Origin of the sequence: Pseudarthrobacter sp. 902506025 (assembly GCF_040702325.1) — a bacterium.
Taxonomy (GTDB): domain Bacteria; phylum Actinomycetota; class Actinomycetes; order Actinomycetales; family Micrococcaceae; genus Arthrobacter.
The window spans coordinates 388228-409046 of sequence record NZ_JBFBKW010000001.1 but is presented as its reverse complement, the minus strand read 5'-3'; the positions used below and the strand labels follow the sequence as shown (position 1 = coordinate 409046).

Annotated in this window: 15 protein-coding genes and 1 pseudogene; 9 read left to right on the top strand and 7 right to left on the bottom strand. The window is 64.1% G+C overall.

From position 1 onward, the window contains the following. Window positions 1-49: 49 nt before the first annotated feature. The 3 genes and pseudogenes from AB0280_RS01795 to AB0280_RS01785 all read left to right on the top strand — a co-directional run bounded on the left by AB0280_RS01795 (window position 50) and on the right by AB0280_RS01785 (window position 3621). Entirely contained in the window at window positions 50-1564 is a 1515-nt protein-coding gene (locus AB0280_RS01795) for a glycoside hydrolase family 32 protein (RefSeq protein ID WP_366366097.1), read from the top strand. Beyond that, window positions 1564-2563 (top strand): annotated as a pseudogene (locus tag AB0280_RS01790) (aldo/keto reductase family protein). Before AB0280_RS01795 ends, AB0280_RS01790 begins: the two are co-directional and overlap by 1 nt. A gap of 98 nt (window positions 2564-2661) precedes the next feature. Next, window positions 2662-3621: a PfkB family carbohydrate kinase gene (locus AB0280_RS01785; RefSeq protein ID WP_307489895.1), complete on the top strand. Its 960-nt coding sequence runs from the start codon at window positions 2662-2664 to the stop codon at window positions 3619-3621. A gap of 17 nt (window positions 3622-3638) precedes the next feature. On the opposite strand, the gene AB0280_RS01780 is transcribed toward AB0280_RS01785, so the two are convergent. From AB0280_RS01780 to AB0280_RS01760, 5 genes are all read right to left on the bottom strand, one after another. Then, window positions 3639-3857, bottom strand: a complete 219-nt coding sequence (locus AB0280_RS01780; RefSeq protein ID WP_307489893.1) for a hypothetical protein — start codon at window positions 3855-3857, stop codon at window positions 3639-3641. Between the two features lie 452 nt (window positions 3858-4309). Beyond that, window positions 4310-5347 carry a 2-keto-3-deoxygluconate permease gene (locus AB0280_RS01775; RefSeq protein WP_307489891.1) on the bottom strand — a complete coding sequence of 346 codons (1038 nt, stop codon included), beginning with the start codon at window positions 5345-5347 and terminating at the stop codon, window positions 4310-4312. 71 nt (window positions 5348-5418) lie between these two features. Continuing rightward, window positions 5419-6462 (bottom strand): zinc-dependent alcohol dehydrogenase, encoded by a 1044-nt coding sequence (locus AB0280_RS01770; RefSeq protein WP_366366096.1) that lies wholly within the window; start codon window positions 6460-6462, stop codon window positions 5419-5421. Window positions 6463-6514: 52 nt separating this feature from the next. Continuing rightward, the gene (locus AB0280_RS01765; RefSeq protein ID WP_366366095.1) at window positions 6515-7813 is read right to left on the bottom strand and encodes a four-carbon acid sugar kinase family protein; all 1299 of its coding nucleotides are present in this window, start codon (window positions 7811-7813) and stop codon (window positions 6515-6517) included. Window position 7814: 1 nt separating this feature from the next. Beyond that, on the bottom strand, window positions 7815-9080 hold the full coding sequence (locus AB0280_RS01760; protein WP_366366094.1) for a RuBisCO large subunit C-terminal-like domain-containing protein: 1266 nt from the start codon (window positions 9078-9080) through the stop codon (window positions 7815-7817). Between the two features lie 266 nt (window positions 9081-9346). On the opposite strand from AB0280_RS01760, the gene AB0280_RS01755 reads away from it, so the two are divergent. The 6 genes from AB0280_RS01755 (at window position 9347) to AB0280_RS01730 (ending at window position 18604) form a co-directional block, all read left to right on the top strand. Beyond that, complete coding sequence (locus AB0280_RS01755; RefSeq protein WP_307489883.1) at window positions 9347-10213, top strand: GntR family transcriptional regulator; 867 nt, start codon at window positions 9347-9349, stop codon at window positions 10211-10213. A 761-nt stretch (window positions 10214-10974) separates the two neighbouring features. Further along, window positions 10975-11286, top strand: a complete 312-nt coding sequence (locus AB0280_RS01750; RefSeq protein WP_307489880.1) for a 4a-hydroxytetrahydrobiopterin dehydratase — start codon at window positions 10975-10977, stop codon at window positions 11284-11286. A 1032-nt stretch (window positions 11287-12318) separates the two neighbouring features. Next, window positions 12319-12492, top strand: coding sequence for a hypothetical protein (locus tag AB0280_RS01745; protein WP_307489878.1), 174 nt, complete (start codon window positions 12319-12321; stop codon window positions 12490-12492). Between the two features lie 435 nt (window positions 12493-12927). Continuing rightward, window positions 12928-13740, top strand: coding sequence for a hypothetical protein (locus tag AB0280_RS01740; protein ID WP_307489875.1), 813 nt, complete (start codon window positions 12928-12930; stop codon window positions 13738-13740). Window positions 13741-14648: 908 nt separating this feature from the next. Next, window positions 14649-17699 (top strand): hybrid sensor histidine kinase/response regulator, encoded by a 3051-nt coding sequence (locus AB0280_RS01735; protein WP_366366093.1) that lies wholly within the window; start codon window positions 14649-14651, stop codon window positions 17697-17699. After that, the gene (locus tag AB0280_RS01730; protein ID WP_307489873.1) at window positions 17696-18604 is read left to right on the top strand and encodes a GGDEF domain-containing response regulator; all 909 of its coding nucleotides are present in this window, start codon (window positions 17696-17698) and stop codon (window positions 18602-18604) included. Before AB0280_RS01735 ends, AB0280_RS01730 begins: the two co-directional genes overlap by 4 nt. 247 nt (window positions 18605-18851) lie before the next feature. Here the strand turns inward: AB0280_RS01730 and AB0280_RS01725 are convergent, their stop codons facing one another. Continuing rightward, entirely contained in the window at window positions 18852-19343 is a 492-nt protein-coding gene (locus tag AB0280_RS01725; RefSeq protein WP_366366092.1) for a sensor histidine kinase, read from the bottom strand. Window positions 19344-19945: 602 nt separating this feature from the next. Next, on the bottom strand, window positions 19946-20806 hold the full coding sequence (locus AB0280_RS01720) for an ABC transporter permease (RefSeq protein ID WP_370871775.1): 861 nt from the start codon (window positions 20804-20806) through the stop codon (window positions 19946-19948). Window positions 20807-20819: the final 13 nt, after the last annotated feature.

Genomic DNA, 20819 nt, shown 5'->3' with positions numbered 1-20819 from the left:
TTTCCGGCCCCACGCGAACGGGCCACATCCATGAAATGAGACCTGCTCCATGAACACCGTTGCGCCCACCCTTGAGGCTTATCGCCCTGCGATGCACTACACGGCCAAGGACACCTGGCTCAACGATCCCAACGGCCTGGTTTTCCATGAGGGCATTTACCACCTTTACTACCAGAACAATCCCTTCGGGAACGTCCACAGCAACATGTCATGGGGGCACGCCACCTCCACCGACCTCGTCAACTGGGAAGAGCATCAGGTCGCCATCCCGTGTGACGACATCGAGGAGATCTTTTCGGGCAGCATCGTGGTGGACCATGGGAATTCCTCTGGTTTGGGCGTGGGAGGCGTTGCACCACTGGTGGCCATCTACACCAGTGCCTACAAGCCCGGTTCGGCCCATCCCGGCATCCAGGCCCAGTCCCTCGCCTGGAGCATCGACGGCGGCTACTCCTGGACCAAATACTCGGGCAACCCTGTCCTGACCAGGAACTCCCCCGAATTCCGCGACCCCAAAGTCTTCCGCTACAACGGCCCCGCCGGCAGCTACTGGGTGATGGCCGCCGTCGAAGCCCACGATTTCGCCGTGCTTCTCTACCGCTCCGACGACCTCCGGAGCTGGGACTACCTGAGCACATTCGGTCCGGCAAACGGCACCGGCGGGATCTGGGAATGCCCCGACCTCTTCGAGCTGCCGGTCGACGGTCTTCCCGGGACTACAAAATGGGTCCTTACCGTGAACATGAATCCCGGCGGCCCCAACGGGGGCTCCGCCGGACAGTACTTCGTGGGAGAGTTCGACGGCGTGAGCTTCCGTTCCGAAACGACCCTCACCGAGGGCATGCAGGACCCCGGGCTGGTAGATCAGTACCAGTGGCTGGACTGGGGCCGGGACTTCTACGCTGCCGTGTCCTTCAGCAACGTCCCGGACGGCCGCAGGCTCATGATCGGCTGGATGAACAACTGGCAATATGCCAACCAGATTCCCACCTCACCCTGGCGCAGCCCCATGAGCCTTGTCCGGGAAGTTTCCTTGGCCATGGTGGACGGACAGCCGCGGCTTGTGCAACAGCCAGCCCCCGAGTGCACCGCAGAGTCGCTGCCCGGGCCGGCGCAGTGGGTGTCCCTGAGCGGGACGGTGGCGGTCGACGGCGGCGCAGCAGTGCAGCTGGTCGACGTCACCTTTACGCCCGGAACGGCCGACGAGTTCGGTCTCGTGGTCCGTGGCGCAACTGACGGAGCGGCCGGTTCCTCCGGTACCCGGATCAGCATCAGCCCTGGAGCGGGCGAACTGGTGCTGGACCGGACGAACTCCGGCGACTCCGGCTTCCACCCGGCATTTCCTTCTGTCAGCAAAGCACCCTTGCGGGCATTGGACGGTACCTATTCGCTGCGGATCTTTATTGACCACTGCTCCGTCGAGGTCTTCGCGCAGGACGGCCTCGTGACTCTTACCGAGTTGATCTTCCCGGACCCGGCCCAAACGGCCATCACCCTGTTCTCCGCCAACGGTTCAGCCGAGGCACTTCTACAGCTGGTTGCCGTCGGACAGGACAACGCGTAGTGGAATACCGCAAGCTTGGCTCGTCCGGAATGTACCTCAGCGAGATCGCCTACGGCAACTGGTACACCCACGGGGAGCAAATCGACCAGGACACCGCCACAGCCTGTGTCCAGCAGGCTATGGACCTGGGAATCACCACCTTCGACACCGCCGACGCATACGCCGGAACCCGGGCGGAATCAACTCTCGGCGAGGCACTTGCAGGGGTCAGGCGCGAGAGCGTTGAAATCTGTACCAAGGTCTACTTCCCCACCGGGGAAGGCCGAAACGACCGCGGCCTTTCACGCAAACACATCATGGAGTCAATGAACGGCTCCCTTCGCCGGCTCCAGACCGATTACGTGGACCTCTACCAGGCACACCGCTACGACTACGAGACGCCGCTGGAAGAGACCATGCAGGCCTTCGCCGACATCGTCAGGGCCGGAAAAGCACACTACATCGGAGTGTCCGAATGGACGGCCGACGAAATCAGCGCCGGGGCTGCCCTGGCAAAGGAACACGGCGTTCAGCTCGTCTCCAACCAGCCCCAGTACTCCATGCTCTGGCGCGTCATCGAAGCACAGGTTGTCCCCCCTCAGCGAGGACCTGGGGATTGGACAAATCTGCTGGTCTCCCCTCGCCCAGGGAGTCCTCACCGGCAAATACGCACCCGGGCAAGCAGTTCCACAGGGCTCCCGTTTCCGCGGCCCCGACGGAAAGCTCAAGGATGACCACCGCTTTCTTGGCCACGACATCCTCACCCGCGTCCAGCGACTCCTGCCGCTGGCCGCGGAAGCCGGACTGTCCATGTCGGCATTCGCCGTCGCCTGGGTACTGCAAAACCCCAACGTGTCCGCGGCGATTGTCGGCGCCTCACGCCCCGAACAACTCGTCGACAACACGAAGGCGTCCGGGGCAAGGCTGGACCCGAAGCTGCTCGCAGAAGCCGATGGGATCCTCGGCCCCGTGGTCGAGAGGGACCCGGAAAAGGTCGAGTCCTTCCTTACCCGCCCTTGAAACTCACAGCCAGACCTTAGACCCACGACTCGGCGCCGCCTTCCGCAGTCCGACCACGACCGCCAAATGACCCCGACTCCTGCCCCGAGAGGCAAAGCATGGAACATCCCAAAGCAGCCCGCCAAGAAGCCCAGAAGCCCCTTGACGCCGTCGTTGTCGGTGAAGCACTGATCGACGTGGTCACCACCCCGGACAGCCAGGTGGAGCATCCCGGCGGATCTCCCGCCAATGTGGCCTACGGACTCGGACGTCTTGGCGTGCATACCGGCCTGCTCACGGCCATCGCACCCGACGCCCGGGGAGTATCGATAGAGGACCACCTCCGGCGGGCAGGAGTAGCTCTCCTGCCCGGATCAAAATCCCTCACCCGCACGGCAACAGCAACCGCAACCCTTGCACCCGGCGGATCCGCCGCATACGACTTCGACATCCACTGGGACCTGCCAACAACTACGCCCGCCTGCTTTCCCAAAATTCTGCACACCGGTTCCATAGCCACCTTCCTGGACCCCGGGGCCGGTGCGGTCAAAGCCCTGCTCGAACAAGCCCACACGCAGTCCACCATCACCTACGATCCGAATATCAGGCCCTCCCTGCTCGGCAGCCACGCCGAAGCGAAAGGGATCTTTGAAGAACTCGTCTCCCTGACCGACGTCGTCAAACTCAGCGACGAGGACGCCCGCTGGCTCTACCCCCGGCGAACATTGGAGGAAACCGCTGACCACATCCTCCGACTGGGCGCCGGGTTGGCAGTGATCACCAAGGGAGCCGAAGGCTCCCAGTTCACCTCCCCGGACGCACGCATCACCATCCCCGCCGTCAAAGCCACAGTCGCGGACACCATAGGCGCCGGTGACTCTTTCATGGCCGCGCTCATCATGGGCCTCCTCACCCGCGGCACCGAGGGCTTCGCCCCCACCGTCCTGGAGCAACTCGGACGCACCGCAGCCACAGCAGCGGCGATCACCGTGCAGCGCCCTGGGGCGAACCCGCCGACCCTGGACGAACTGACATCTGCTGTCGAGCTACCCTCACGTACATATGGAGCATCCGTCTAGAGCAGCAACTTCCTACGTCAAGACACATCACGGACCAAGTTCAGGTCATACTGCCGGGCTGACGACGTGAGCCCCAGTGCGCGGAGCCGCTCCCGGGTAACCGAGTGGGCTCCGCCTGCCCCGTCCAGGGATGTGCCGGTGAGGTTGTCCGGGTTTGCCAGGAAAAGGATGGCCCGGGCGACTTCCTCTGGTGCGCCGAGCAGTCGCAGCCATGACCCTCCCCCGTGAGCTGGCAAACCGACGCGCCTTGGTACTCACCCAGGAATGCGAAGGGAACCTCTAGCCAAGCTGTTTGTGGATGGTGGATCCGTCGCCGTAGAAGATCAGGATTCGACTTTGGCCGTCGATCCAGACCCAGAAGTAGCTGGCGTCCTCGCTGATTTCGTCCAAGGTGCCTTGTTCGGGAGCGAATCCGTGTCGTTTCACAATCACTCGGTCGCCGGGGTTTAAGTGGACCCAGTTGTGATAGCTCAATGGGCCGGCTCCGACTGCCGCCGTAGACAGGTCAGCCATTTGGGCGTCCGCAATCATTGTTGTTCCTTTCTTACTGGTTTCCGCCTGGCGCTCAGCTTCAGGTGGGACGCCTTTCGTCCCTACTGCCGCCTTGGCTGGCGGCATTTGTGACAGATGTGGATGTAAGGAAGCGGGGCGTGCTCTGTGCACGCCCCGCTCATTTCCTTTAGTACTGCTAGGTCAGTTCCGGAGTACTACCTGCGTGCTTGGGGGTTGGTGCCTCCTGTTCGCGGGAGTTGTCGTCTGACTCCTGGAGACGGGCCCTTTTCTGCACCCTTTTTGCCCATGCTGACGTTACGATCGGGCAGAGCACAGCGGAGACGACGACTGATGCTGCCACGAGGACGGTGGCGTGGTCGGCGGCCGGGGCGTAGACAGGGTTGGCTGTGGCGATGATGGCGGGGACGAGGGCTGCGTTGCCGGCGGTGGTTGCTGCGGCGAGGCCGGCGACGCCGTCGCCACCGGTGAGTTTGTCGGCGAGGAGCAGCACTGCTCCGCCGACGAAGACCACGAACAGGCCGAGTGCGATGCCGAGCAGCCCTGCTTCAACGACTGCGTTGAGGTTGATGGTCAGGCCGAGGGCCAGGCCCAGGAACGGGACCATGGCCGGTACCAGTGGGGCCAGGAGGCTCCTCATATTTTTATCCAGGTTCCCGAGGAGCATGCCCAGTGCCAGCGGGAGGATGGCGCCGACGAGTGCCTGCCAGGGGAAGGCTGACAGGCCGGCGATGCCAAGGGTGACCATGGTCAGGAAGGGGCCCGATTCCAAGGACAGGATGGAGTAGGCGCCAGCGTCGCGCTTGCGGCCGAACTGGCCCATGAGGGAGATGTAGAGCCCGCCGTTGGTGTCGTTAAGGGCAGCAACCAACGCGAGGGTGGACAGGCCGGCGAGGATTCCGGAGTCGATGGGGGCCTCGCCGAGGAAGCGCCCGGCGATCACGCCGATGAGGATCGCGAAGAGGATTTTGGAGCCGAGGAGCACGCCGCCCTTTTTGAGGATGTAGGGCGTTGATTTGACCTCGAGAGTGGCGCCGAGGCAGACGAAGAACACGGCGAGCAGCGGCGCCAGGCCGGTGAAGAAGGCTCCGGTGAAGGATCCGAAGAACTTACCAGCGTCCGGGGCCAGGGTGTGGATGACGGCGCCGATGCCGAGGGGCACCAGCATCATGCCGCCGGGGACCTTCTCCAGAGCTTTCTTGATGGGAATCGACATTGATTTCTCCTATTGAATAGCTGAGTGGTTGGGAACTGCGGTTCGGTCCGTCAGTTCCGTTGCTTGTGGGGTTAGCCGAGGCCAGGGATGAGCAGGACTTTGCAGGCGTCGCCGGTGAGCAGTTCCACTGCGTCGTCGATCTCGCTGAGCTTCTTGCGGTGGGTGATGAGCCAGTCGAGCTCGAGCTTTCCGGAGTTCAGCAGCAGCAGGCTCTGTTCCCAGGTTTCCCAGAGCCTGCGGCCGAATATGCCGCGCAGGGTGATGCCCTTTTTGTTGATGTAGGCCGCGATGTCGACCTCTGCCGGGCGGCTGGGGTGTCCGACGGTGATGACGGTGGCTTCGCGTCGGACGGCTTCGAAGAGAGTGGTCAGGGTGCCGGGGGCTCCGGAGCATTCGAAGGCAACGTCGAATCCGCCGCGGCGGCCGGTGAGTTCGCGGCAGCGCTCAACGATGCCGTCGTTGGGGTGCAGGGCGGTCGCGCCGAGCTTTTCGGCTTGGGCGCGGCGGTAGGGGTTGGGGTCGACGGCGATGACGTGGGAGGCTCCCATGAGCAGTGCCAGGTTCACGACGACGAGGCCGACGGGGCCTGCGCCACTGACGAGTACTGCCCTGCCGGCGACGGAGTAGTTGGCGCGCTGGATGGCGTGGACGGCGACGCCGGCGGCTTCGAGCAGTGCGCCGGATTCGAGGGACAGGCCGGTGGGGAGCTTGACGCAGATGTCCTGGGGGACGGCGGCGTATTCGGCGAAGACGCCGTCGATGTGCATGCCGAGGATGCCGGTGCGTTCGCAGGTGTGGGCGTCCCCGGTGCGGCAGGGAAAGCATTGGCCGCAGGTCAGGTGGCTTTCGAGGGCGACCTGGTCGCCCACCTTCAGTCCGCTGACTCCGGGGCCGACCTCGACGATGGTTCCTGCGCCTTCGTGGCCGAGGATGACCGGGAGGTTGAGGTTGAAGGCCTGGGCGGAGGGGGTCCATTCGTAAAGTTCACGGTCCGTGCCGCACAGGGAGGCTGCGCCGACTTCGATGACGACGGAGCCTTCTGTTGCCTTGGGGTCGCCGGCGTCCGTGACGTACGTTACGCCTCGTTCGGCTGCATTTTTGACTACTGCCCGCATTGGGGGCCGCCTTTCACTGGTTCTTGATGCGTGGAGGAGATTGTGTGGAGTGTCAGCTGGGGGTCTGTCCGGCGAAGCGGCGCAGGATATCGGTGGGTCCGACCTGTCCGCCTTTGAGCAGGAGCCGGCATCCGCCGACGGCGGAGGCACCATCGGCGCGAAGGATGGGGCCGGCGGTGACGAACTGGTCGGATACCCGCAGTTGGCGCACGCCCATGGCGATGAGTGCGTGGCTGGAGGTATCGCCGCCACAGACGGCGATGTCCCGCGTGAGCCCGACATCGGCCATGCGGGCAGCGATGCCGCCGATCAAGGTGCCGACGTAGCCGGCGTCCACTGGTGTGCTTGCTCCGTAGCGTGGGTCTGCCGCCCCGCGGGTGGTGTGAACGACGACATTGCGCCCTGCCCGGAGCGCGGCGGAAACCCGCTCATCCAGGGCCGCAACCAATGCGGGGTCGTCGCGCTGCAGCAGCTCGGCAGGGACCGGGACGTCCTCCCAGCCATTGGAGGTTGCGTCGTTGATCTGCTCCGCTGTGGTGCTGGAGGCCGAGGCGCTGACGGCCAGCACCGGTCCCGATGGCTTCTGCGGGCCGGGGGTGCGTGCAGCCTGGTCCGAGATGGACCGGGCCAGCGCGGCCATGATGCCCCCGGATCCGACCACGATTGAGGGACCGTGACCGTGTTCTTCCCGGGTGAGTGCTTCTGCGACGGCGTCCATGTGGTGTTCGTCGACGGCGTCGACCACGAAGGCCTGCGCCCCGGGTTCCCGCCTCCGGTCCGCCCAGGCGTCCTTGAAGGTTCCGTCGTCATAAGCCGGCAGATGGATGGCCCCCGGTACCTGGTCGTCGCCGAACTGTTCAGCCAGGACCTGACGCAGGTCCGCTTCGGACATGGGCGTTGAAGGGTGGCGGGACATGACCGGGTGACGGTCCAGCCGGTAGATCTTGCCGGCGTAGGTTGCGTAGTGGTTGCTGAAGGCAGTGTAGCGGCCGAAAGCGGGTTGGGCCGGTACTACCGGGATGGGTCCGTGCAGCGGGAACTGCTGGTGGAGCAGGTGGATACCGCGGCCGATGCTCCCGATGGTGGTGGAACTGTCGAAGGTGGAGCAGACCTTGTAGAGCAGGACCTCCAGGTTCAGCGTGGCGATGCCTGCAAGGTCACGGGTGACCAGGTTGTCGAAGGCCGTGCCGGACAGGGAACGGGCCGGCCCGGCGAACCCGACGACGTCTGTGTCCAAGGGCAGTGGGGCGTCTCCGATGACGAGCGCGGCTTCGAGCCCGTAACGGTGGGCTTGGGCGAGGACATCGGCGGCTCCGGTGAGGTCGTCGGCGACGAAACCGAAAGCGGGCATGTCAGGCACCTTTCGTGAATGTCTGGACTGCGTGCAGGAGAGCCTCGTCCCCGGTGTGGGCGAGTTTGTCCGCTGCGCTCTGCAGGGGCACTCCGTCGACGGCTGCTTCCCAGGCCTGGCGGAGGCTGCGCACTCCGGCTCCGGGTCCGTCCGGGTGGGCGGCGACTCCGCCTCCGGCGAGCATCATCAGATCGGTGGAACCCACCGCGTCGAACGTGGGGCCCGGGGTGGTGACGTTCTGCCCGGACGACAACACGGGAAGCGGTGCGATGGTTTGGCCGAGCGGTTCGAGCAGGCTGCGGATGTTAGAGGCTACTTCTTCGTCGAGTTCGTAGAACTTGCTGCCCAGCCCGGAAGCGTGCAGGTGGTCGGCGCCGGCCAGGCGGGCCATCTGCTGCCAGACCCGGTAATCCATGCCCAGGGCCTTGGACCTCATGGAGGCAGCGAGACCGGCCCGGTGCCCGTGGATCGGAACCTCTGCGAAGCTGCGCAGCATCGCCAGGGCGGGCAGCCCCATCACGGGAATGTTCAGCATCACGCAGCGCCCGCCGGCCGCGACGACCAGATCGTGGCGCTTCTGCAGGCCGCCAAGGTCACCGGTGATGTTGAAGGCGTACATGGTTGAGTGGCCGGTGACCTGCTCGGCAGCCCGGATCTCTTCGGTGGCGACTGCGACCCTGCGTTCCAGCGGCAGATAGGCCGGGTCAGTCATGAGTTCATCGTCCTTGATCAGGTCAATGGACGCCATCGCCAGATCGCGGACCACCAGCCGGAATTCCGCTTCGGAAAGCCCGACGTTGGGCTTGACGATGGTGCCGACCATGACGCCCTGGACGTCGCTGATGAGCTTTCGGGTCCCCTCGATCCCGAAGGCCGGGCCGGGGTGGGCGGCGACGAAGTCCTCCGGCAACTGGATGTCCTGAAGGCGGCAGGCGTAAAGATCGCCGAGTTCGAAGAGATTGCCTGCGATGGCTGTCTGAAGCGTTGCCAGGTCGGTGCCGACATTCTCCATGGGGAAATCAACGGTGACCAGTGCAGCGCGGACCTTCTCCGGGTTGGCCCGTGATGGCAGCGAGGGGCGGCAAAAGCCGAGTTCCTGCACATCCGAGATCCGGGCCGCGTGCCGTTCCCGGATCCTGGCGGATTCGCCCGGCACCGGCAGGAAGGTGCCGCTGGACTGTTCGCCGGCCATGATGGCGGCGGCCTTTTCCGGGTCAATTTCGGATTCTAGGTAGTAGGTGCAACGCACCGAGCGCGGGTCGCGCATGGAACTCTCCAATGTGGGGGTTTGAAACTTACGTATCCGACTGTCACCTGCAGGTACTTTCACTTCGCTCACGCGCCGATGCGGGCTCAAGCAGGTGACTCGGGACTTCGCGTTCACGGCATCTTCTGTGATCCGGAACCAAAGTTGTACGTACCTTTGATACGTACAATAATCGGTGGTGTGGGTCACGTCAAGGCCGCTAATTGCTGTTCAGCCGAGGGGCAGGAAGGCGAGGGCTAAGATTTGAACAGGGCAGAGGAGTCAACGTGAGTTTGGAACCAGCAGTAACATCGGCAGAGCAGGCGGGACGTACCAGCCCTCTGAACCGGGAAGACGGAGGTCCCCTCCACGCCCAAATCCGGGATATCCTCCACCGGCAAATCGTAGAGATGGGGCTTTCCCCGGGATCTTCACTCCCTACCGAGGATGAGCTGACGAGGCAGTTCGGCGTCTCTCGGAGCGTCGTGCGCCAAGCGTTGTCCGGCCTCGCCGACCTGGGCCTGATTCGTCGCCAGCGCGGCCGCGGCAGCGTCGTAGCCGCAACACCAGTGCTACGCCGGCACGTTCAGCGCGCCGGTGGCCTCGACGAACAAGCAGCAGCACACGGCCAGCGCCTTCGCACCCACGTACTCACCGTGGAACCATCCGAGCCACCCAAGGCCGGCATCGAGGCCCTCAACACCACGAACACCTGGAAGATCGAGCGGGTTCGCTACCTCGACGACCTTCCCGTAGCGTTCATGCGAACCTGGGTCCCTCGCGACTTCTTCCCGCACTTCACCGCAGAACTGCTGGAAAACGCCTCACTCCTGAACCTGATGCGGGACCACGGCTACCACCCCGCCGGCGGACCCCGCCAAGTACAGGCAGTCTCATCGGATCCCGACCTGGCCGGGAAGCTCAACATCAACACGCGCGAACCGCTGCTCCTGCTCCAGGGCGTTACCCGCGACGCCCTGGGCCATGGTCTGGAATGGTTCAACGTCTGGCACAGCCCCAACACGGTCTTCGACGTCGACGCACAAGTCACAACCCAGCCCGGGGGCGTCTCCCAAGAGCACATCCGCCGCCTTCGGACCCTGACCCAGCAACTGGAATCTGAACTGTCAGATCTTGAGCGAGGGGCACACTAAAGGCTGCGAGACCGCCGCACAGACGCATGTTGGCGGAAACGTTGAAATCCAACACCCCGCGGGAGCGCAGCTGACGAACAAAACAAAGTTGCGGAAGACTTACCCCGCATCGCGCCCGAGTGTCCCAATTTTTCTGCGTGTACTCGAGGCAACGCTTTAGTGCACCCGGAACCGGATGCGGCGCAAACGCAACAACGGTCTGCGTGCGAGATGCTTGGAGGCGTGGCGCAAGACGCGAGGCCCTTGACCTGCGGAAACACTTTGCCCGAGGTGGGACTCGAACTACATTCCATCCTCTGCAGGCACTGGGAATCCGCGAAAATATGCGGAATCGAAGCAGTTCGCCGGCGGTACGAGGCACTCCGATATGAAAATTGTGGACATTGTCCACGCCCTCCGCAGGGGTCAACTTTCAAACTCCGCCGATCGTCTTCAGTGCGAATTCATACGCTTACCACCGCCGCCCAGTAGCCGATAACTGTGCCAGCCGACGATTCCACCCCGACGGCACCGCCATCAGCCCAACTCTCACTGCCAATTGACGGAAAATACGCTGTAGGGCCCTTAAATAGTGTCTAGGGGCTCAGAGAAGGACGCGCCTGGCATCGTGACTGAACCTTCCCCCAACCGCCCCGGCGCGACGGCGTCATCCCCACCAAGTGCCGAGTTTCAACGGCTATCGCCGGTGACGGCGGTCACCCAAGGAGACGTAGTGCCTCCTGGGGTAGCCCACGGCAACCCTCCGGAGCCATGATGGCACTATGACTGATCCCCAACGGAAGCTGTCCGCCGCCGAACTCACCGAAGCAGGACTCACGGGCTGGCACCTGACCGGCGAAGCCCTCACCGCCACCTTCAAGACCCGGAAGTTCTCCACAGGGCTCGAACTCGTGAACCGCATCGGCGCCTCCGCCGAGAAGGCCAACCACCACCCCGATCTCACCCTCACCTACCCCCAGGTAGGCGTCACGCTCTCAAGCCACGACGTCGGCGGGATCACCAGCCGCGACATCGACCTCGCCCGCACCATCAGCGGCCACGCCGCGGACCTCGGGGTCGCCCCCGCGGAGTGAGCCCGCGTCGTCGGGCAAAGGGCGAACGGATCCTCGAGGGTCAGGAGGATACGCCGAGAGCCTGGCGTGGCCACTCCCGAAGGACGTGCAGCATCGTGGACCCCGCTACTCAGGTACCGGACCGTCCAATTTCTGAACTCGAGCGTTTTTCTTGTACGGACAAGCGTCCTCGATGCTGCAGGGAGTTTTCCGTCGAGCGCAGATGAAGGGCGGACCAGTTGGTCCTCCACTGTGGAGGGCGAGAAGTGCCGATATATGTTTATCATTTGTCCACGCGTACCGTTCATGCGCCGCGTGACCCGCGCGAAACCAACAGCCCGCGGACCACTGCCGCACGCTGATCCCTTGACGCGGAGCCGGCACCATCATCGTCGACTACTGCAACCGAGACGACAACGTCATCGGCCTCCGCACCCCAAGCCACTCCTTCCACTACCCCCGCCGACAGCAAATGGGCGGAGTGGAACGACGGTTCTGCCGCAACATTCTCGGATCACCCCGGATCAGCCACCACGGCCACTCCTCAAGCACCGGCGTCACGTGGGCTGAAAGCCAAGGCCACCCCATCCTCGAAAACATCCCTGAATCCTTCCACCTTCGGTCCTGGCTAGCGCACCGAACTCAGCGAAAGATGCAAGCCCATCCTCTGGGGCGTACCTGTCGACCCCGAAGACGAAACCACACCCTCCGCCGTCGCCTGGACATGGGAACGCCCCAAAGGCCAGCGCACCGTCTACACCAACATGGGGCACCCCTCCAACATGCGGCAGAGCATCGTTAAAACCTTCCTGGCCAACGCGGCCAAGTGGTGCCTCGAACCGGCACACGCAATCTGCATGCGGTGACCCTAGCTGGATCCAACGGGTCGATTGACCGGGCGTCCTGTCTAATCTCGATGCCCAGGCTGCTGCCGCGGTGTTTCCCTTTCGCACCCACTTGTTCCCTGGAAATTGCCGGCGGACCATAATGGTAGCGACGCTGGCCAGCGACAGATGGTCTGGGAGGTTTTGGGAGACGGGAGATCCTGCTTTGGTGCCATCGGACCTGGAAACGTACCTGTTCCCTCTGGTTACCAACGATGCCTGCCCTGCCGGGACCTTTGAACCCACCAAGGTGCACACCGTAGCGGTCAGCCTCGTTGACGCCGTCCAAACCGGCGATACCGCAGATGTCGTGAATTCCTGGGCTTCGTTCAAACTTGTCTGAACAGTCCGCCCCACTTCGTCATGTAGCCCCGTCCCCGACCTGACCGAGTTACTGGTATGGGCCTTTGATCCTGATGCTCGTTAGGTGAGGGAAACGCGCAGCTGATCGCGGGCTTGTCTCGTGCGGACCTGAGCAGTTCTGCAGTGTGTCTGTCGTGGAAAGCCTTGCGGCATGGACCTGTCAGTTTCGCACATAGCTACTACCAAGTGCATTGAGAATGGACGGCTATGTCATCCGCCTTCGAGGAGAACGAGAACTAGTCGTTGGGCGGCGGGACGTGAGTAAGATTTTGGTTCATTCGCCGTTCGTCTGCATATGCCGTACGCCAACGACAGCTAAGAGCCCACCTATGAGGCACGCCATGGCTGGATACCTTGACCTTGTCGGTGGGCGGCCGTCATGCTGGTCGGTAAATTGCTCGTACGAGGAGCCAGCGTGAAGATCTCCTGCACCACGTCACGGTCATTCCGGTCTCGTCATTTTCTGATGGCGGTTTTTGTAACACTTTTGACGCTCTGTGCCTTCCCCACGGAAGCCCTTGCTGCAACAAACTTCACAGGCAATGACGTCTCCTGGCCACAATGCGGCAAACCCCTTCCGAAAGGCCAGAGCTTCGGGATTGTCGGAGTCAACAACGGTCTGGCGAACACCACCAATCCGTGCCTTGCGACGGAGATGTCCTGGGCTGGTTCGTCCACAGGCGGGACGGGCCAACCCAAAGTCGCGCTCTATGTGAACACCGCCAATCCCGGGGCCGCCGGATCCTGGTGGCCGATCAGCAACACCTATGGTGGAACGACCGTGGCCAACCCCTATGGCCAGTGCACTGGCGGATCTTACGGCGCTGCCTGCTCTTACATGTACGGATACGCAAAGGCATACGACGATGCCAACATCCGGGGGGTGAGCAATCCCGGCGCCTACACGTGGTGGCTGGATGTCGAAACCGGTAACAGCTGGTCCGCGGACAAGTCTGCGAACATCGCCGATCTTGAAGGAATGGCGGCTTATTTCACGAGCATCGGTGCAGGCACCGGAATCTACTCGACGCCTAGCCAATGGTTGCAAATAGCCGGCACCGTTCCCACATCTAGCCCGCTTTACAGGTCCAGCAGCTGGTTGGCAGGGGCAGGTTCACTGCCCTCGGCAAAGCGGATGTGTGGCGCAGCGCCGCTCACCGGAGGTGGGAAAGTCACAGTCACCCAATACATCTCTGGCGGCTTCGACTATGACTACTCCTGCATCTGACCTGCCTCCGGCTGACGCCATTGGCCTCAGTCGCCGCTTGTCGGTCGGGTTCCGTCGTTGGCGGCCACGCGGAGTCTGCCCCAACAACCGTGTCGTCTTATCTGTCAGGAACGCCCCTGTGAGGTATTCGTAGAGGGCCAGTCTTGAGCGAAGCCTGTGTCGAACATGGGCCGTCCTTTATGAACCGGTCCTACCGTTGAAGACAAGATCACGCTGTTGGGGGCAAAACTTTATGTAGGGAAGGGCCGGCGGCCAGAGGCATCAAGGAGACATGGATGCCGACCCCCAGTCACCGCCGGCACATGCCAGGCATTGCGAAGTCCGTGACCACACCACATCAGGGCGGCGCTGCTGATAGGCCTTCCAGGGCTGCGTGCCCATCCACAGCCGTCAGGCACTCACGTCCGGACCGTTCGACTGCGGCCTAAACAACCACTAACGACCCCGCGTCGTCATCGGCGACCAGAACTGACAGGGCTGCACCGAATTTAGCGAGTCTGAGCCAGGCACGTCTCCCACGAAGGCGCGAGCCACGGTTACCGCCTTCTGAAGCTCAAGTCCCTGCCAGTACGCTTCCATTTCATGCCGACACCCACGTCCCCGCCACGCTCGCCCGGCCGGCTTCCTGCCTGCCCCGCGCCCGAGCAAGAAACCTCCTGGTTCCTGCATCTGCTTTGACTCCGTCTTACCCGCGCCCGCCGGAAACTGTGCACGCTGCTGGAGTACGCCCCGTGGCACTCAGGAGGCCTTGCCCGAGGGGGCGGGACGAGCTAGACCGGATCCCGGGCCTTTCGCCCTGGTGGGGCCTATCATGAAACTGCGTCTCCACCCAGGTCTCGGGTGGGCTCGAGCGCCCGGTTTTTCCGGGAGTCCTTGGGTTCAGGGCGCGACTATGGGGAGGGTTACGCGTGTCTCAGACTGGTCTCCTGCAGCGCCGGTCCTACGGGATCCACAACAAAGCGCCCGTGAAGTGGATTGCCGTGCTGACAGTCATCGCCTTGGTCGTCCTCGGCCTCTTTCTAGGGGTCAACAGCGGAACTCCGGCTGCACTGGTGACCGGTGACTTCGTGATTCTGGGAGCGTCGGTGCTGGCTGGCATGAGCTGTGCGCGGGCGGCGCGCTGCGGGGGCGCCAATGCCAAGGCCTGGACTTTTATGTCGGCGGCAGCCTTCATTTGGGCTGCCGGAATGGCTGTGTACGCGTACTACGGCCTGACCAATAACCATGTCTACCCGTTTCCCTCGCTGGCGGACGCCTTGTTTCTCGGATACTCGGTACCCGCTGTCGTCGCACTGTTTGCGTTCAAGCGACGCAGCAGCAACCATGTGGCGCTGTACCGGGCGGTGATGGACGCGGCAGTCATTGCCGGCTCCGTCCTGGTGGTCAGCTGGTACACGGTTCTGGGCGCCGCGTTCGACGCCGAAGGGAATTCGCTGGCCCGGCTCACCGGGATGAGCTACCCCGTGGTGGACCTGGTGATCACCTCTCTGGTGCTGGTCCTGGCAATGCGCCGGCAGCCGGGCGAACGGCTGCCATGGCTATGCTTTGGGGGCGGGTTGCTGGTGTTGGCGGTGACGGACAGCGTCTACGTGCGGTTAACGTTCGACGGCATCGCGGGCACCACAGGCTCCCCTCTCGCGTTGGGCTGGATCCTCGCCTTCCTCCTGCTGGCCCTGGCGCCGCTGGCACCGTACCACGAAGGCGCCGGGCCCGACAGGAGGGGCTACACCTTGGCGCTGGAACTGCTGCCGTACACGCCGCTGCTGGTGGCGGTGCTGCTGTTCGCCGGCCCCCACCTGTCGGAACTGAACCCCTTCATGCTGGTGGTGGGCGCCGCCGTCCTGGTATTCGTGATGGTCCGGCAGGTGCTGATCATCCTCGAGAACATCACTCTGACCACCGGGCTGGAGGCTGAGGTGGCCATCCGCACCAAGGAACTGGAGGCCGCGCGCGAGGCGGCGTTGGAGTCGAGCCGGTTGAAGTCAGAGTTCCTGGCCACCATGAGCCATGAAATCCGCACCCCCATGAACGGTGTGGTGGGGCTGACCGCGCTGTTGCTGGAGACGCCGCTTAACCCGACGCAGAAGCAGTATGCGGAAGGCGTCAAGGGCGCGGGCGAGGCACTGCTGGCCCTGATCAACGACATTTTGGACTTCTCCAAGCTGGAGGCCGGCAAGGTGAACCTGGACGTCCGCCCCTTCGACCCGCGCGTCCTGGTGGAGGAAGTGGCCGGCCTCCTGGCTGAACCGGCTCAGGCCAAGAAGCTGGAACTGATCGCCTACTGTGAACCCGAGGTGCCGGCGCGGCTGGTGGGCGATTCAGGCCGGATCCGGCAGGTCCTCCTGAATTTGGCGTCAAACGCGGTCAAGTTCACCGCCTCCGGCGAGGTGTCCATTAGGGTCAAGACGGAGAAGCCCGGCGCCGCAGCCGGAAGCGAAGCTGAGGTGTTATTCGAGGTCCGCGACACCGGCATCGGCATTGACGCCTCGCAGCACGGCAGGCTTTTCCAGTCCTTCTCCCAGGCCGATGCCTCCACCACCCGGCGGTACGGCGGCACCGGATTGGGTCTGGCCATCTGCAGTCGGCTGACGTACGCGATGGGGGGCGAAATCGGCCTGGACAGTCGCCCCGGGAAGGGCAGCGCCTTCTGGTTCCGGCTGCCTCTTCCGGTGGCGCCGCCATCCACGGACCCGGTTCCGGCAGCCGGGTTCCTCAACGGCCTGCGGGTGTTGGTGGTGGACGACAATGCCACCAACAGGCTGGTGCTCGAATCCCAACTGCGCGGCTGGCGGCTCCATCCCGAAGCCGTCCCGGATGCTGCCTCGGCGCTGGTCCGGGCCCGTGAAGCGGAGGCCGCCGGGGAACCTTTCGACCTCGCCGTCTTGGACTTCTGCATGCCGGGCATAGACGGGCTGGAGCTGGCGCGGAGCATCAAGGCAGATGCCGGGCTGGCGGACATCCAATTGATCATGCTCACTTCCACCATGCAGGTCAACGCGGCCGAAATCAGCCAGGCCGGCGTCCGCGAATGGCTAATGAAGCCGGTCCGGAGCTCCGAGTTCTACAACCGCTTGGTCCGGCTGATGTCCACGTACGAGCCGTCAGGTCCGGCGTCCGCGCCCGCCCAGATGGCTCCCCCAATCGACGGGCCGTCGCGGGGCCGGGTCCTGGTAGTGGAGGACAACGAGGTGAACCAGTTAGTGGCGCGCGCCACCGTCAGCAGGCTGGGATATGCGGTGGACGTGGTGTCCAATGGAGCCGAGGCCCTGTCCGCCACAGCCGGTTACCGGTACTCGGCTGTGCTGATGGACTGTCACATGCCCGTGATGGATGGATTCGAGGCCACCCGCCGGATCCGGCAGCGGGACCGCATGCATCCCCGACTGCCAGTCATCGCGATGACCGCCGGAGCCTTGGACGGTGATCGCGAACGGTGCCTTGCCGCCGGTATGGACGACTACCTCGCCAAGCCCGTGGACGCCGCCGCGCTGCAGGCCACGCTCGTCCGCTGGGTCCCGGAGCCTGAGGCAGCGACCGTGGCCGACCCTGTCCCCCAGCCGCTGGCTGTCATGGGCACCGGCACGTCTACGCGCCCTTCGGCCCTGTGTGTCTTGGACCACGACCGGATCGCCATGCTGCGGGAGCTGGGGCCGGAGGACAGCCGGGGCCTGTTGCCCGAGGCGGTGGCCGCCTTCCGCCGAGACCTGCCCGCCCGTGTGAGTGCGCTCGAAGCGGCAGTGAACGACGGCGACGGGCCGGCTTTGGCGCAGTCAGCGCACGCGTTGAAGGGGTCGGCTGCGAATATCGGGGCCGCTGCCTTGGCGGGGATTTGCGGCGAGCTTGAAGAACTGGGCCGGCGCGAAACGCCCGACGGCGGGACCCCGCTTGTTCGGCGATTTGGGGAAGAGCTGGAGCGGCTGGACGCGGAACTGAACGCGGCGCTGGAGGTAACGCCGTGAAAGTACTGGTCGCCGATGACGACCCGGGATCGCTGCTGGTGGCCAGGGCTGCCGTCGAACGAGCCGGACATGACTGCCTCACGGCCGAGGACGGCGACCAAGCGTGGGCGCTGTACTTGGAATACCAGCCCGAGGTGGTGGTCACCGACTGGATGATGCCGGGCATGGACGGGCTGGCGTTGTGCCGCGCAATCAGGTCCCGCGAGGAGGATCTGTACACGTACGTGGTGCTTCTGACCTCGCAGGGGTCGCGGGACGACGTCTTGGCCGGGCTGGAGGCCGGCGCCGACGACTACGTGACCAAACCGCTTGACCCCTTCGTCCTGCACGCCCGGCTGCTGGTGGCGCGCCGTATCACCAGCCTGCACGCTGACCTCGCCCACTACCGCCGCGTTCTGTCACGGCAGGCGCGGACCGACCCGCTGACCGGATTGCACAACCGGCTCAAGCTGTCGGAGGACCTCGAACAACTGCACCTGCGGAGCCAGCGGTACGGTGAACAGTTCAGCCTAGCCATGTGCGACGTGGACAATTTCAAGAGCTACAACGATATCTACGGCCACCAAGAGGGAGACCTGGCACTGCGGGCAGTGGCAGCCGCGCTCCTGGGCTCCACCCGGAAGAGCGACGGCGTGTACCGGTTCGGCGGCGAGGAATTCCTACTGGTGCTGCCCCAGCAGTCGCCCGTCAGAGCGAAAGCACTAATGGAACGGGTACTGGACGCTGTCCGCGACTTGGCGATTGCGCACGCCGGTGATCCATCCGGCCAACTGCGGCTCAGTGCCGGGATGTCCTCATTCAGCGTCGATCACCCGGGCGACGCCAACGCTCTCCTGGGCGAGGCCGACGCCGCCCTATACGCCGCCAAAGCTGCCGGACGGAACAGACTGGAACTGGCCGGCTAAGTCGGGGTTAAGGAGGGACCGGCGCGGCAAGGCACCGCAAGGCTGCTCCGTCCTAATGCGGGAAGGCCGGGCGTGGGCTTTCAGCTGCGCCGCAGCCTTACGGAATCTGCATTATCGGCTCATTCGCAGGCGTGCGGGGGAGCGCCTCTGAGAGGTCGAATTGAGCACGGATTTCCCGGGCATGCGGGTCCGGGGAACGGAGGCGGGGACGCAGCGGGCCCGGACGGGTGCACGCTCCCCGCCTTCTTTAAGATGCACCGTGATCATCGTGCCGCCGCCAGGGGGAACCGATGTCGAGCCGTCCTCCTGCTCCCGCGGCGATCGGCGCGCAGGTGGCGAGCCCCAGCCCCGTCCCGGGAGGGTCGTCTTCGCGGTTGAGGCGGACTAACGGATCCAGGACGCGTTCGCGGTCAGGTGTGCTGATGCCCTTGCCGTTGTCGATGACTCGCAGGGTCACCAGGGACTCCGAGCGGTCGCCGGTGACATGGATGACCGGCGGGGTGCCTGGTCGGTGATAGACGATGGCGTTGTGGATGAGGTTCTGCAGGAGTACGCGGACCTGTCCGGCATCTGCTGTGAAGGCCATGTCCCCGCACTCAATGGTTGCCCCGGATCTCTCGATGCTGGCGGCGAGGTCCTGGCGCACGTCATCGACCAGACCGGACAGGGAGACGTGTGCGGGGTGGATGTCGCCACCGGTGGTGGCGTAGGACACGACGTCCTCGATCATGGACAGCATTCGCTGACCGGATCTGGTGGCGATGTCCAGGTACTCGGCGAGCTGGGTGTGGCCGATTCGCTGGCGGTCATTTGGCTTAGTTCAACGTAGCCGAGGACGGACGTCAGGGGGTTCGGAGGTCATGGCTGATCCGGCCGGCGAACTCGGCCAGAAGGGTGTTGCTTCGTCGTGCCTCATCCAGTGCCTCGGCAAGCCGCCGGGCCCGGTGCGTCGACGATCTCTGCTGCGAGGACCTCCAGCCCTTCCCGCTGTTTGTCGCTGAGCCAGCCGGGCTCAGGGGCGCCGGCGCACAGGGTTCCGAGGACGAATCCTTCCTCGGTGACCAAGGGATTGATGCGTAGAACTTAATGGCTCCACGCCGCCCGTCGACATAGGGGTGCAGTCGCCGTGACGGAGGGGGGACCGCCACCGTGCCGTCAGGTTCCGGAGTGGGCAGCCCTGTCCTCGCCAGGACGGCGTCCCGGACCAGTGCGTTAACAGACACGAACGCCCCATGGCAGCTGACGGCGCACCATCGGCACTGCCCTGGCTCCCGTGCGCTCAACCATAGCCCTATCCTTGCAGACCCGTCACGCTTTCCAGGAATCTGCCGCGCGACGACTCTAGGTCCGCGGAAGGACTACTCCCACTCCCTGAAGGCCGCCATGCGCACGGGGCCCGGGAGGCCCTTTTAGGGGCTTCTCGGGGCAGCGTCCTGTCAGGCTGTCACCTTGGCGCCATCGACCCTCACTTGGACGGGGACGGGCCCACGAGGTCTGGGTTATCGGCCGTGCAAAGGGGGGACAACCCTTTACGCAGGGCATCATGCCCTCTGCACGGCCAGGATAGGCACCACATTTGCACACCCATTGCCCAACACACCAAAAGCGGGGACAGCTCTCGTGAGCGGCTCTGGTAATCCATCCCTGCCGCTGGTAGACCAACAGGTCCTTTTCCGGCTGCTTTCGGACCTCGATGAGGCGGCGGACTACTGGAAGGTGTTTACCAGGAACTACCTGGAACTTCTGGCAGCCCGGATCCGACGGCTGCGCGATACGCTCACCACTGGCGAGCAGCGGCAGGGAGTCGCGGAAGAACAGGTAGGCCAGCCCGACCGGGGCGACGAACACCAGGATCTGCACGAGCTCGGCGGCGAACAGGGAGATGATCTTGCCGGTGATGAGGGTGGTCGGGTTAAGGGTCGTCAGGATCATCTCGGTGACCCGGTTTTCCTTCTCCTCCAGGGTGGAGTTCAGCATCTGGTTCGAGAGCAGGGTCATCGAGATGTAGAAGACCACCAGGAAGATCATCGGCGGGATGACGCCCCCGATACCTGCGGCGACCTTGCCATCTTTGAGGGTTTCCGAGTCGAACTTCACCTTCCCGGTCAACGCCGCGGTCAGCTGGGGTGAGCTAACCTCGTACTGGGCCGAGGCTTCAAGCAGTTGCTTGGCGACGGCTTCGTACTTGCCGTTCTCGAACATGCCCTTGTCGGCA

Coding starts and splice junctions, on each gene's coding strand:
- AB0280_RS01795 (WP_366366097.1), top strand. CDS start 50: ATGAACACCGTTGCGCCCACCCTTGAGGCTTATCGCCCTGCGATGCAC.
- AB0280_RS01785 (WP_307489895.1), top strand. CDS start 2,662: ATGGAACATCCCAAAGCAGCCCGCCAAGAAGCCCAGAAGCCCCTTGAC.
- AB0280_RS01775 (WP_307489891.1), bottom strand. CDS start 5,347: ATGTCGATTCCCATCAAGAAAGCTCTGGAGAAGGTCCCCGGCGGCATG.
- AB0280_RS01770 (WP_366366096.1), bottom strand. CDS start 6,462: ATGCGGGCAGTAGTCAAAAATGCAGCCGAACGAGGCGTAACGTACGTC.
- AB0280_RS01765 (WP_366366095.1), bottom strand. CDS start 7,813: ATGCCCGCTTTCGGTTTCGTCGCCGACGACCTCACCGGAGCCGCCGAT.
- AB0280_RS01760 (WP_366366094.1), bottom strand. CDS start 9,080: ATGCGCGACCCGCGCTCGGTGCGTTGCACCTACTACCTAGAATCCGAA.
- AB0280_RS01750 (WP_307489880.1), top strand. CDS start 10,975: ATGACTGATCCCCAACGGAAGCTGTCCGCCGCCGAACTCACCGAAGCA.
- AB0280_RS01725 (WP_366366092.1), bottom strand. CDS start 19,343: ATGCTGTCCATGATCGAGGACGTCGTGTCCTACGCCACCACCGGTGGC.
- AB0280_RS01720 (WP_370871775.1), bottom strand. CDS start 20,806: ATGTTCGAGAACGGCAAGTACGAAGCCGTCGCCAAGCAACTGCTTGAA.